This window comes from Pseudomaricurvus alcaniphilus (genome assembly GCF_011440395.1).
Classification (GTDB): Bacteria; Pseudomonadota; Gammaproteobacteria; order Pseudomonadales; family Cellvibrionaceae; genus Pseudomaricurvus; species Pseudomaricurvus alcaniphilus.
On sequence record NZ_JAAOIX010000001.1, the window covers coordinates 1,250,301 to 1,263,132 of the forward strand.

Here is a 12,832-nt window from a genome sequence, read left to right on the forward strand (position 1 = left end):
TGTTATCTGTCTCGCCAGATTTTCCAGCACAACCGGATCAAACAAAGACCCAGCAACAACTCGACGATCAAGGACGAATACAAAACAAGACGCAGGTTTCTCATCTCGGCAATCGCAGCGCTATTGGTTTCCGTCTCCAGCAACCTGATCTGCGGATATTGGTTAACCAGTATCGCAACCAGCCTTTCCAGCGGCCGGCCGATATCTGCCGCTCGCTGTATCACCGGGTGGGAATCGTAGCTGAAGACATTGTTACCCCACATCAGGTAGAAGAAATCGCTGGAGCGTGCATAGTAGTTTAGCGCCTCCTCGCGAGTCTGAAAGAAATAGCGCGGGTCAGTTAACTTGATGACTTCAATACTGTCGATATTTTTCTGTGCCAGCCGGTTGCGGAACTGCAACACCGACAGCATGGCCCCGGTCTCTCGGTCCTGGATCAACATACCATTGAAACTATCGACAAAAATCCACTGTCCATCAATATACACCTCATTGAAGGTATGGCCACTGCCAAAATCCTTATGGCCTAACGCCCATTCACGCACAGGAATCCCTGCAGCCAGCATCTGTGCGGTAAAGAGTTTGGAATAATCCGCGCAATAACCCAACCCATGCTCGGCGATCAAACGCCAGGTGCTGCGCAGGTCTTTCTGAATGGCATGACCCACAAATGGTTGAGCGTGCATCGCGCTGATAACCGCTTTTACCTGCCCTATGCCATCGCTGTCGTAATCAATAGCAGCAATTCTTTGCTGCATCCAGGTCTCGGGCTCTCGTGTTTCCAGCTTGAAATCGGCAGGCTCTGCGCCTGGTTTCCAGCTAAAAGCCGATTCCGGCAGTGGCTGGGCGATTAGGCTATTGCGCACCAGGGTCCCGTTTTTGCCACTCCCCGCGTGCCGCACCACCGCAAAGGCGATAATAGACATCAGCGCTAACACGAGAACTGCCCAGCGCTTGTTATTCAAACCCATGACCTGACTCCAGCAGTTGATCAAATACAGCCGCCAGGCTTTGTGCGCGCCGCCGACGACTAAAACCCGCGACCCAACCCTGATCCGGAGCAGAAATACTGCCAGCAGCTAACCTTTCGATAAAATCAACCCACACCTTTGCAATGGCCTCCTCATCTGTCAAGTCTACCAGGAATGCCACACCGCCCTCCCGGAGCAGGGATGCTGTATCACCAACCGCATCGGCAAGTGCAAACACAGGGTTTCCAGCGCGCAAATATTCATAGAGCTTTGCCGGAATCTGGGCCGGGCAGTTGGCCGCCTGGAATACCAGCAATCCATCGGCCTCGACCATTTCCTGCAGAGCTTGCCGATAGCCAATGGCGGGGGCCAATCGGACCCACTCCCCCAGGTTCCGCTCCGCGATCAAGCCACGTAACCAGTCATCGTGCCCTGTGGCCCTGAGTAGCACCTCAAAAGGTTGGCTGGCCAAGCAGCCTTCTTGTTTTAGCCGCGCCAATGCATTCAGGAACGGCACCGGATTGCGCTCAACGGGATAAAGTGTACCGCTATGGATCAGCCTGAGCTTTTTTACCCCGGCTGCTGGGCGAGTCGATATCGCCGGCAGGCCGACGAAATCGGCCTCATCGAAACCGTTGCCGATACAGTGAACCCTGTTCTCATCCAACATGGGGTAGCGTGTCAGATAGAGCTGGCGGGCCCCGGTGGTCGTAGTGACCAGTGTATCTGAACGCCTCACGGCCAAGGCCTCAATCTTGCGGAAAGCCCAGCGCTTTAAGCGCCCGCGCGGGTGGATTTCATCAATCACTGGGTCACGCAAATCCACAACCCAGGGGCGCCCGGTCAAGACCTTGAGGCCGTAACCGACCAACAGTGTGGTCGGCGTGGGGTAAGTCGACCAAATAAGCTGATAATGGGTTGCCCGAAATAATTGCCGGCCACGCCATATGGCTCCGGGCAGCCAGCTCCACCAGCGGTCGGGCAAGGCCAGCAGCTCCAGGTATTTTCCCCGCCAAGACAGCTTGTCGCGGGCATCGAAAGCATAGGTACGGTGCACGTGCGGCAATGGCTTGTGCTGCTCCGAGCCGTCACCATAGGCGGCAACCCCGGCGGTTAATACCTCGGGCTGCCAGCCGAACTCCGGCAGATAGCGCACAAACTTCTCGCTTCTGAGATAACCGCTGCTGGTACTGCAGGGCGGGTAGTGAAAAGCCACCATCAGGCAGCGCTTGTCATGCTCGCCATCTCCCGCCACGGCCGAACTCACTAGAGCCTGGCCTTGAAAAAAGCGACCGCAGAGTCAACAAAAAATTCATGACCGCCGGGCGCCAGTTCCAGTTTTAATTCTTCCTTGTTCTCCCAGCCGCTGGCATAGAGCTCATGTCGCTCTACAAAGCCTTTCTGGTTGGACTGGCCCCGAATGCCCTGCACAGGCCGGGGCGCCAACAACCAAAACCAGTGCTCCTGCGCCATCCAGTCATCGACCGCCGGGAAAATGTGGCATAAATGCGGCAATTCGGCCTTAGCAGCCAGGGCACCCACCCTGCCCCTGCCGCCAGCGTAGGAATGAAAGCTCACCGCCGCAACCTGCTCGTCCAGCGCGGCGTACTGCACTGCTATTTCACCGCCGTAAGACGCCCCGGCAATGGCAGTTCTCGCCGCATCCACCTGCGGTAACTGGCGCAATAATGCCATGGCGGTGGCCGTATCCTTGAGAATCAGGCTTTTGTAGGATTCTCCGCGCTGCAAAGCGTTATAAGCAACCGCCCGGTGCTCGGGAAATTCCGGCTCACCCAGATAGCCAAACCCGCGCAACTCGAAAACCAGAGTCACAAAACCCGCTGCGGCCAGTGCTCGTGCAGCAGCATGCTGGTAGGACTGCGGCTCTTCCGTCAACTGCAACAGGCCCGACTCGCCCTTGCCCACATGACCAGGCACCAACAAAACCGCCGGGCTGTTTTTAGCCGCAACGGGCATAAAAAGTCGGGCGGGCAATAGCTGGCCGTCAAAGCCGGTTAGCGTCAGATGCTGCTGAAGCAGCCCATTGCGCTCGGTTTCTACTTCTACTCGATAGCGAACAGGGCTACCAGTAATAAGCGGACCATTAATCTGGTCAAGGATTCGACTGCGCACCTGTTCGCGCCACAACAGCCGCTCTTGAGGCTCAAACGGCAGGGTGCCCGGCTCAAGCAAGCGCAGACCGGATCGGGAGTTAAGGTTTACCGGCAGTTCGGGGAGGGCGTCCGGCCGGTGACGGTAAGTCTGAACAGCATCCAGCCACCCCATTTTGTACTCAAATACCACTCCGGCCCCGAGGGAACAAACCACTGTCAGGGCCAAAACAACTTTATTAATGGAGGGTCTGAGACTAGGGCTCATCGTTTTTGCGTGGCTTCATCGACTCATAGGACTCGTCTTCATCCCCAACCCGGACTTCATCAATAAATACCACACGATCCGTGCGCGGATGGTACGAGCCCAGTTTAAGGTAGTTGCCACGAATGTCGTTATAGCCGATCGGGCCCTGGTGATCCGACACCATTACCCCGTCCTTCCAGACTTGCACCAATCCGTCGTCACCACCTCGGGTCCAGCGTACCCGGAATACCCAGTCGGTCCATTTGCCCGGCTCGATCGCCCCCACCCACAAAGGGTATATGGCCTTCGCTCCCTTCTTGCTGCGGAAGTCGGCATCCCAACCATAGGTTAGCCGCCAGACATTGCCCAGTATGCGCAGGGCCAACGGTGGCCCCCGACCGCCGGACTCATTCAGGAATACATCCTTGGAGGCATGCCACTGGGCGATCACTTCGTTGCGCTCGTTGTATTCCCAGTTCTCGTCCAGATAGACACTGAAGGCATACCAGCGATCCTCATTATAAGGCTCGCGCAATTGACCAGTGACAAAGTTACTGTAAAACCAGGGCAGGATTTCGCAGCGCGCACCCGGGCCCGCTTCAAAACGGGCACTGGCCCGGCCACTGCGCGCCATTTGTTTGTCGACCCCGATACTGCATTGCTTTTGGATATCGATAATCCACTCGTCTTCACTGATCGCGCCGGACTCAAAACTGCTCTCAAACAGGATCTCTGCCGATGTTCCAGCGGACAAACCCAGGCCCAATACCCAGGTTAAAATCAACAAATGCTTCATATCACCTCAATGTAATGTTGGTTCCATCTTCACGCTGCAATAACTGATCAAAGTGGCTCGCCAACTCCCGGGTCAAGCTGGCGTAGCCGAATTGACTCACAGCGTCTGGAGTCGGCGGGTGCAGTTCGCAGCGCCCCTGCGCCAGCCCCGATAGAAATTCCGCCAGTGCTTGCGATTCGTTTTCCAGGGTCAACCCCAGCCCGTTCGTTTCGATCAATTGAGCAGTAGCCCCGCGGCCACCAATCATAACAACCGGCCTCCCGGTTGCAATGTACTCATAGAGCTTGCCGGGAATTTGCAGTGGAAAGTCCTGCTGTAAAATCAGCAAATACTGCGACTGCTTCATCGCTTTAAGATAATCCTGGTGCGCCAGCGCTGGCTCCCTGGAAATAAAGCCCGCCTGTTCCAGGGCGTCAGCCAGAGCATTACAATCAGCATCCTCTACCCCCCAATGCCCCCTGAAGCGGACAATGAGTTGGCCTGGTTGAAGTCGCCCCTGCTCCACTAATCCTGAAATAGCCTCCAACAGCCGGTCAGGTTTGCGCAACTCATACACAGAGCCGTAGTGACAGAGCTCATAGGGTGCGGACAGCTCCGGCCCGGTTACAGATGCCAGCAGGTCGATCAAATGTTCGCCGTAACCATTGGTCAACACTTTGACCTTGCCGTCGATTTCAGGGTAATCGTCAATAAACTGTTGCTTTAAAGATTCCGTATTGGCGATCACCAGATCCGCCGCTTCAACCACTTGCTGTTCAAGCTTGCACGACAGCTGGTGAATGGCCTCAGAAACCGCCGGCTTGGGGTTGCGCGTCCAGGGATCTCGAAAATCAGCGACAAATGGCACCCCCAGTTTTTTCGCAACCCGCATACCCGCAACCAAACCGGACCAGGGGTTACCCGTGGCAAAAACAATATCCGGCCGTGCATCGGCCGGTAGCGCCAGCACATGCTTTTCCACTGCTTTGATCCAGGGCTTTTGATGATCCGGGAACAAAAACAAGCGGTTCAATACTGCGGCTTTTATGCGCCCAAACAACCCTTGCCGTTTTTCCTCCACGTTGGCGCTGTCGCCAGCCACGGCTTGTGTCACTGCTTGAGCCTGCGACTCCCCCCCCCTGAGTCCATCGCGCAATTCCAGCAGCTGCCGAAGCCGGTTGGGATGAGTCAGGCGGTCAACCCGGGCCGCAGTGGGAATGCGCTCCAATAAATCGGCGTCCTGGTTCACCGGCGGGTGTGCGTCCTGGGGATCCGTGGAAACGATGTGGGAGATATAGCCATTTTCTTCCAGGTGCTGACAAAACCCCAGCGGGCGCAATGAACCACTGGCGGCGATCGGCGGGAAGTAATAGGCAAGCATTAAAACGCGTTTCATGGGGAGAAAATCACTGTCAAGTCTCTGGCATTACCACTATAGTTACCTTGCGTTTACGACGACTTTTTACGGCCCGGCATGACAAGCGGGGTAAAAATACGGCAAAATCAGGCTACGCCGCCTATTATAGACTGTATCCTTTACAAAAATGAGCTTTAGGCCAGTACGCCTTGGTAATTTCTTAAAATCTTATGCCTGAAACCCCAAAAATTCATCACCGGGTGCTGGTACTTGGCCATGATATTCGTGCATTTTTAAGCGTGGCCCGCTCACTGGGCAGGGCTGGCATCGAAGTGCATGTAGCCATGTGCCCGCCAGACGACCTGGCCCTGCGTTCCCGCTACGTCAGTCAATACCACCAACTACCCGCAGAAGAAGGGGACAATCAAGGCTGGAACGAAGCGGTTTGTCGCCTCGCCACTGAAATTGGGTTCGACCTGGTCATCCCGACCAACGACGAATCAGCGATGCTGGTGCAGCAATACCGGGAATCATTGAGTCGCTGTACCCGACCCTATGCACTCAACCAGCAAGCCTTTGATATTGCCTTCAATAAAATCGAAAGTACGCGACTGGCTGAATCCCTGGGGCTGATGGTTCCCCGACAGCAGACGATCGACCTGCATACTTATCAAGCGGGGCAAGCCCCTCGTATCAGCTTCCCGCTGGTGGCCAAACCACCCTCCTCTTTAGCGGACGACAAGCTTTCCATTCGCCGTGAAGTCAAGCACATAAAGGATCAAGCGTCGCTGGATGCCTTTGTGGTCCGCCATAGGGACTGGGAACAAGCGCTCTTGCAAGAGTACTTTTTCGGCACTGGTGCTGGGGTCGAGGTACTTGCCCTGGAAGGCAAGATACTGTTTGCGTTCCAGCATATTCGGGTTCACGAGCCACTGGATGGCGGTGCCAGCTCGTATCGCCGCAGTATGGAACTGAACCCGATCCTCGCTACTGCCACCAAACAGTTGATGCGCGCCATGAACTACTCTGGCGTAGCCATGGTGGAATACAAGCTTAATACCAGTACCGGCCAGTGGATCTTTATCGAAATCAATGGCCGCTTCTGGGGCTCACTGCCGCTGGCCATCGCCGCCGGCGCCAACTTCCCTCTGTTTCTCTATCAACAGAGGGTCGAAGGCAAAACCGAATTTGACCCCGACTACAACCCTCGCGTGTATTCACGCAACCTGCTGCGCGATCTCTACTGGATGGCCGACAATCTGGCGGCGCGCTTGCAGAAGCCGCCGCCGAAAGCCTCTGTGCCCATGACCCAGGTGTTCAGGGAGCTGGGCCATATCGTAACTGGCCGCGACCGCATTGACAGTTTCGCCATGGACGACCTCAAACCTGGCTTGGGCGAATTGGGTATTATTGCCAGTGAACTGGTTGGCAAGCTCAAATCCCTTATAAAGAAGAGTATGCAACGCGTTTCCTGGTACCGGCGCCAGCAGGCAAACAGGATTGTGCGCCTGTTCCGGGACGCCTCGCAGGTTGAAATTGTCTGCTATGGCAATATCTGTCGCAGTGCGTTTGCCGCCCCCTATCTCGCACAAAAAACCAGCAACAAGTCTATTTTATCCTCAGGCGTGCACCCGGAAGACAAGCGCCCCGCGCCAGAGTTGGCGATTGAAGCGGCTCGAAGCTTCAATGTTGACCTCAACCAACACCGCTCGGATTTACTGGATCGCAGCCGGGTTGATCAGGCGGGCCTGATCCTGGTGTTCGACGATAAAAATTATCAAGCGCTGCGGCGACTGTACCCGCACGCCATGCACAAGGTCGCCTACCTCGGCTACCTGCTGCCCGAGGGTGATATCGAAATCAGTGACCCCTACGCCCACGACCTGGATACCTTTAAATACACCTATCGGCGCATCACCCGGGCGTTGGACCAACTCTATGCCGATGCCCTATGAATCGGATTCTCAAACAAAACGCCTATAAATGCGTAAAATTACAAACGGATGAAGAGGGCCAGCGCTATGTTTCCAAGGCCTATAGTAACCAGGGCGCCGAGCAGGACCGCAAGAACACCCAATATATTGATCAGGCGCTGACGTTTTTTTACCGGAATTTCTCAACCTATGTGCGTGTTCCCGAACCACTGGCCGTCGACCTGGCCGGTTGTGAGATACGCATGGAGTATTTGCCCAACCTGCCCCTGGCCAGGCTCTTGCGCTTGTCCGACCTGTCGTTAGCAAAGAAGTTTTTTGAAGCCTGCTACCAACACAACACCGATGCCGACTTTTTACGAGGGATTGAAGGCTCAGTCATTATGACCCCTGGTTTACAGCAGCTACTGGACAGCAACTTCCCCCTGGCACTGGGGTTTAAAGGCGATTTGAGCGAAAACCTGGTGCTGGGTGGCGACGAGTTGATTCTGGCCGATATTGATTCCATCTGCCTGGAGCCACTGGGCTTGAGTGAGTTGATTCTTTACGCCGAGCGCTTCGCGTCTATCTGGCTTTACCCGACATTGCGATCCCTATTGGTCGCGCCGCCAACACCGGTCGCGTTTCAATTCCTGAATAAGTCGCAGGCGCAGGCGCTTATTGAAGCTACACTGGAAGTGCTGAACGACCGCATGAGTCATGTCCGCGGCCCATTGAAAAGCATCAAACGCTCCCTGGCAGGCTTGATGCTCAACCGCACTCTCGCAAGAGCAACACGCTAAATCTATCCCTGTTGCCGACCCGATTCAAAGACAAAACCCGAAAATACAGGATTTTTCAGGTGCCTTCGGGACGGCCAGCTCGATAGTTACTGGCTTTGCGTGCTGCAGAAGCTGGGCAGCAAGTGAGTCCAGGTAAACCTCTATATTCTCATACAGTGGATCCAAATCGTGATCATGGGGCTGTAAATCACCACCATATTGACCCTCGAATGCATCGGACATACCGTCCTGATCCGAATCCTGTAGCGGTTCGCCTATATACACATTTTGGTCATCCGGTTTCACAAATTTCCACTCGCCGGTACGCTGATTCAACTCTTCAACCAGGCGCCAATCAGTCCGGTCCCTCGGCAAGGCTCCGAACCGCTGCAATACCAGTGCAGCACTTTCCCTAACCGGATACAGCGTAATCTCAGGGATCTCCGCTACCCGGTGTCGCAATTGATTAAACTGACCTTCTGTCGGACCTAACTGCCCCTGACCCAGGCCCATAATCAACTCTTCAGCATCTGAATCTTGCGTCCGCGAACCGGTGGAGCTTGCCGGTGGTCCGCGCCAGATGTCCTGGCCACGGCCCGGCATGGCGCTGGCATCGTGACCCTTGCCACTTTCCACGATATTGTCTTGCACAAAAAGTGAAAAGTTATTCCTGCCCGTCATCACCGGCCTCAAGCCTGTTGGTGAATCGCCGTGGGTGTTTACACCCGGAATATAGTAGTTGCCTACCGCATTGCCACGCCCGTTTGGCGCGTCAAAACGAGAGGGGTATTTACGAAAGTTATAAATCAGGTTGTTTGAAAACTCGATCAGCATGCCCGGCTTACAGGTGTATTGGACCAGAGGGGTACGAGAGTGAATATGGGTATAGTAGTTGTGGTGCAGGGAAATTCTATCGACGCCTGTTCGTAATAGATTAGGCTGGCCGTGGTAAGGTTCTTTTTTACTGCCACTTCTAATGGCATCTCCCATATGGCTCCATTGCACGGTGATATCGTGGGAATTATCAATGATGTCCACAGCCCCATCGCGGAAGAATGAAACTGATACATGATCCAGAATGATATTGCTAGACTTTTTAATGTTGAACGCGTCGCCCTTATGAGCTGCCTCACGGTGACGAAGGTGCCGTATGACAACATTTTGTGCGCTATCAACTTCAATGGAGTTGCCACTAACAGCTATCCCACCCGTTGATGTCTGACCCGCGATATAGACATTGGAGGGAACCACAGCTTTACGCTTCAGTGAAATGATTCCGGACACATCAAATATGATGTAAGCGCCCCCCTCCTCCGCTGCCTTTGCAAGACAATACCTGAACTGGCCTGGCTGGAGATACCTTACCCGCTGTCCCAAATCTAAATCGTCGAGACGGGTAACACGGCAGACCTCTCGCCCACGGGCGTGAGTGTTATCTGAGCCAAATCCTTCCGCGCCCTTAAATGCTGGTAATGCGCTGGCTGTACTCAAAAACGATAAAAAATAAAATACTATAAAAGCTAAAGAGACCGGCAGCCGAACAGTCTTCGCCATTTTTTACCCTCGCTCCGGTGTCCACATAGTGATATTTTTACCCAGCATTACACCCAAAGTGCCCTGCAGGGCAGCAATATTCCCGAGGCAAAAATAGTAGCAAACGCTGGCCAGTGGCAGTGAGGTCTGCTGGTTTCTACTAAACTGCCAGGCCAGGCCATACCCCATTAACTGGGCTAACACGGCGAGAAAATATATCCACCCCATCCCGGCCAAAGTCAGAATAAGGCTAGAAAACAGGCACAAAATCAGCAGATAGGGCACAAACCAGCGCACCACTTTGTGAAAAAACAACTGCAGGGCAAACAGCCCGACCCGCAGTGGATTAAGAGCCTGGGGCACTCGCAACACAGTGCGCAAGGCGCGGTTGACAATACGCACCTTGCGCCGGAACTCACCGCCGTAGTCCGGGGCGGTCTCTTCCGTGCAAATAGCCTTCGGCTCAAAAACCCCGCGGTAGCCTTTGACAATAATTCGCAGCGGCGTCACGAAATCACTCAGGTCATCATCCTTTAACGGCTCGAACAATTGCTTGCGCAGCGCAAAGATTGCGCCGTCACCGCCAACCACCGAACCAACTGCACTCTCCCCGGCTTTCATCGCCAGCTCGATATTCCAGTACAGCTGTTCAGACCGGGAAACAGAGGTGTCATCCGCTGAGACGTAGGTCTGTGCCCCCACCACATAACCGGTACTCTCGCGGGCAAAAGGCGCAACCAGGTGCTTAATGGCATCGGGCCGATACATGGAGTTTGCATCGCTGAACACCAGGATTTCACCACTGGCAGCAGGCACCGCATTGGTGAGGCCGGCCGACTTACCCCGCCTCGGCTGTTGCCGCGCCAGCACTACGCCACGCTCCTGGTAGGAGCGTACGATAGCGTCGGTTTGGTCGGTCGATTCATCCGAAACCACCATGATTTCCAGCTTGCCAACCGGGTAGTCCAGCGCCAGGGAGTTGTCGATTTTCTGGGCTATGACCTTCTCCTCGTTATATGCCGCAATAACCAGGGTTACACAGGGCCAATATTCAATTTCCCGAGCCGGTACACTGGCTGCACGCGACAGGCTCAAGCGCCCTGCCATCCACATCAGCAGCGGATAAACCACGTAGGTCATAGCAATCAATGCTAATGAAAGCCAAAAAATCACCTCAAGCAGCAATGTCTTGCTCCTCATCAATATATATTCGGTGCCAGATCTCAAACGTCATCAGCGCCATAATATGTTCTGAATTATCCGCCCGCTGCGCCATATGGTCGTCTATCAAAGCCTTGACTGCGACAGGATTAAAATAGCCTCTTTGGCGCAAGCGCTCGCTATCAAGCAATTCTTCCATCAGGGGCTTTAATGAACCCCGCAACCAGCGACTGACCGGCGTGCCAAAGCCTTGCTTGCGCTGGTTGATAATCTCATCCGGCAGCTTGTCGGCCACTACCTGCTTCAGCAAATACTTAAGCTTGCGCCCCGGAGCAATTTTCAGGGAGGATGGCATCTGCGCTGCTAATTCAATCAACTCCTTGTCGAGCAGCGGCACTCTTGCCTCCAGTGAGGCCGCCATCGACATCTTGTCACTGAAAGCCAGCAGGCTGTCGACCAGTGCTGTCTTCAAGTCGGCATACAACATCTTGCTCAATGGGTCATTGCCCGGCGCCTGCTCGTAATAGTCGGCGACTTGCCTTGGCTTGTACCCCTGGAGATGATCATTCACCCCGGCAGCAAAAATCTGGTCCAGCTGTTCATCAGCAAATATCTGAACATAACCCTGGTAACGCAGACCATCGGGCTGGTCGATATGGGCGTAATAACCGCGCAGATAGCGAAACAAGGCCTTGATGCGCGAACCACGATCAACCGGCAAACGATTTACCAGTGGCCTCACCACCCGGGTTTGTAACCACATCGGCATCCAGTTCAGGTAGCGTCCAATATCGGGCCAAAGGTAGCGGCGATAACCGCCAAAGAGTTCGTCCCCGCCGACACCGGACAAAATGACGGTGACCGACTCACGGGCAAACCGGGACACCAGGTAGGTTACCAGGAAAGAGGTATCGGTCACTGGCTCATCCAGTTGACGAATCAGCTGCTCAAACAAGACTGCTGCATCCGGCTCCACGACTATCTCATGGTGATCCGTGCCGAATATATCGGATACCGCCCGGGCTTTATCCAGCTCATTATGGAAGGCATCCTCGGCACCGAAGCCAATGGCATAGGTTTTAATATCCGCAATACCACTGTGCGCCATCGCCCCCACGATAGCGGAAGAATCAATACCCCCGGACAAAAAGGCACCCAACGGCACATCACTCACCATCTGCCGCTTGACACAGGCATCCAGGCAGGCCTCAAGCTCATCTTTCCAGGCCGCCTCGGACTGTTCGCGCGGCTTGATGTCCAAATCCCAATAGCAGGAACTCGCAATACCATCAGCACTGATTTTCAGGTGCGTCGCCGGCATGACCTTACTAATACCCGCGAACAGGGTGCGCGGCGCAGGCACATAGCCAAAGCGCAAATACTCACACAAGGCAGTCTTATCCACCGCGCGCTTAACCTGGGGCAACACCAGTAGGGATTTAACCTCCGAAGCCCAGGCAATAATATGGGCATCTTCGTAGAGGTAGAGCGGCTTAATACCTATGTGGTCACGCACAATAGCCAGGGTGCAGGTACGCTCATCCCAGACGGAGAAGGCAAACATGCCATTCAGGCGCTGGCAAAGGTCCTCGCCCCAGGCGTCGTAGCCGTGCACCAGCACTTCGGTATCCGACAAGGTCTGAAATTCATAGCCCAACTGCTGCAATTCGGCGCGAATTTCCCGGTAGTTGTAGATTTCACCGTTAAATACGAGGGCGAGCTTGCCGCCGGCACTGAACATGGGCTGATGCCCGCCCTCCAGGTCAATAATAGACAGGCGACGCATGCCCATGCCCACCGGCCCGGAGACAAAAATGCCTTCATCATCCGGCCCCCGGTGGACAATGGCAGCGCACATGGCTTGTATGGTTGATTCGGCAACAGTGGCCTGAGGGTCTTTGTATAGAAGACCGGCAATTCCGCACATAGGTTAAAAGCTTTAGACAAAGAATGCTGAAAGGATAGTTCAGGGGGGGGATAATTAC

10 protein-coding genes are annotated in these 12,832 nt (G+C 54.6%); 2 read left to right on the forward strand and 8 right to left on the reverse strand.

The window, feature by feature from the left end; translation table 11 throughout:
• Nucleotides 1–2 precede the first annotated feature (2 nt).
• From G8764_RS05315 to G8764_RS05335, 5 genes are all read right to left on the reverse strand, one after another.
• Nucleotides 3–965, reverse strand: a complete 963-nt coding sequence (locus G8764_RS05315; protein ID WP_166162551.1) for a transglutaminase-like domain-containing protein — start codon at nt 963–965, stop codon at nt 3–5.
• Nucleotides 958–2,238 (reverse strand): glycosyltransferase, encoded by a 1,281-nt coding sequence (locus G8764_RS05320; protein ID WP_166162553.1) that lies wholly within the window; start codon nt 2,236–2,238, stop codon nt 958–960. The genes G8764_RS05315 and G8764_RS05320 overlap by 8 nt, the downstream gene beginning before the upstream one ends.
• Entirely contained in the window at nt 2,238–3,257 is a 1,020-nt protein-coding gene (locus tag G8764_RS05325; protein WP_166162555.1) for a dienelactone hydrolase family protein, read from the reverse strand. The genes G8764_RS05320 and G8764_RS05325 overlap by 1 nt, the downstream gene beginning before the upstream one ends.
• A gap of 82 nt (nt 3,258–3,339) precedes the next feature.
• Nucleotides 3,340–4,125, reverse strand: a complete 786-nt coding sequence (locus G8764_RS05330) for a polysaccharide lyase family 20 protein (protein ID WP_166162557.1) — start codon at nt 4,123–4,125, stop codon at nt 3,340–3,342.
• 1 nt (nt 4,126) lies between these two features.
• Nucleotides 4,127–5,500 (reverse strand): glycosyltransferase, encoded by a 1,374-nt coding sequence (locus tag G8764_RS05335; protein ID WP_166162559.1) that lies wholly within the window; start codon nt 5,498–5,500, stop codon nt 4,127–4,129.
• A 191-nt stretch (nt 5,501–5,691) separates the two neighbouring features.
• Between G8764_RS05335 and G8764_RS05340 the strand changes: the two genes are divergently transcribed.
• Nucleotides 5,692–7,416: an arsenate reductase/protein-tyrosine-phosphatase family protein gene (locus G8764_RS05340; RefSeq protein WP_166162561.1), complete on the forward strand. Its 1,725-nt coding sequence runs from the start codon at nt 5,692–5,694 to the stop codon at nt 7,414–7,416.
• Nucleotides 7,413–8,174: a hypothetical protein gene (locus G8764_RS05345; protein WP_166162563.1), complete on the forward strand. Its 762-nt coding sequence runs from the start codon at nt 7,413–7,415 to the stop codon at nt 8,172–8,174. The genes G8764_RS05340 and G8764_RS05345 overlap by 4 nt, the downstream gene beginning before the upstream one ends.
• Nucleotides 8,175–8,198: 24 nt before the next feature.
• Here the strand turns inward: G8764_RS05345 and G8764_RS05350 are convergent, their stop codons facing one another.
• The 3 genes from G8764_RS05350 to asnB are packed head-to-tail and all read right to left on the reverse strand — an operon-like array spanning nt 8,199 to nt 12,774.
• The gene (locus G8764_RS05350) at nt 8,199–9,707 is read right to left on the reverse strand and encodes a pectate lyase family protein (protein ID WP_166162565.1); all 1,509 of its coding nucleotides are present in this window, start codon (nt 9,705–9,707) and stop codon (nt 8,199–8,201) included.
• A 3-nt stretch (nt 9,708–9,710) separates the two neighbouring features.
• Nucleotides 9,711–10,826, reverse strand: a complete 1,116-nt coding sequence (locus G8764_RS05355) for a glycosyltransferase family 2 protein (RefSeq protein ID WP_166162567.1) — start codon at nt 10,824–10,826, stop codon at nt 9,711–9,713.
• A 34-nt stretch (nt 10,827–10,860) separates the two neighbouring features.
• The gene (gene asnB, locus G8764_RS05360; RefSeq protein ID WP_166162569.1) at nt 10,861–12,774 is read right to left on the reverse strand and encodes an asparagine synthase (glutamine-hydrolyzing); all 1,914 of its coding nucleotides are present in this window, start codon (nt 12,772–12,774) and stop codon (nt 10,861–10,863) included.
• Nucleotides 12,775–12,832: the final 58 nt, after the last annotated feature.

What these genes read in the sequence shown, in the direction of transcription:
- G8764_RS05325 (WP_166162555.1), bottom strand. Translation starts at nt 3,257, where the DNA reads ATGGGGTGGCTGGATGCTGTTCAGACTTACCGTCACCGGCCGGACGCC.
- G8764_RS05330 (WP_166162557.1), bottom strand. Translation starts at nt 4,125, where the DNA reads ATGAAGCATTTGTTGATTTTAACCTGGGTATTGGGCCTGGGTTTGTCC.
- G8764_RS05335 (WP_166162559.1), bottom strand. Translation starts at nt 5,500, where the DNA reads ATGAAACGCGTTTTAATGCTTGCCTATTACTTCCCGCCGATCGCCGCC.
- G8764_RS05340 (WP_166162561.1), top strand. Translation starts at nt 5,692, where the DNA reads ATGCCTGAAACCCCAAAAATTCATCACCGGGTGCTGGTACTTGGCCAT.
- G8764_RS05345 (WP_166162563.1), top strand. Translation starts at nt 7,413, where the DNA reads ATGAATCGGATTCTCAAACAAAACGCCTATAAATGCGTAAAATTACAA.
- G8764_RS05350 (WP_166162565.1), bottom strand. Translation starts at nt 9,707, where the DNA reads ATGGCGAAGACTGTTCGGCTGCCGGTCTCTTTAGCTTTTATAGTATTT.
- G8764_RS05355 (WP_166162567.1), bottom strand. Translation starts at nt 10,826, where the DNA reads ATGACCTACGTGGTTTATCCGCTGCTGATGTGGATGGCAGGGCGCTTG.
- asnB (WP_166162569.1), bottom strand. Translation starts at nt 12,774, where the DNA reads ATGTGCGGAATTGCCGGTCTTCTATACAAAGACCCTCAGGCCACTGTT.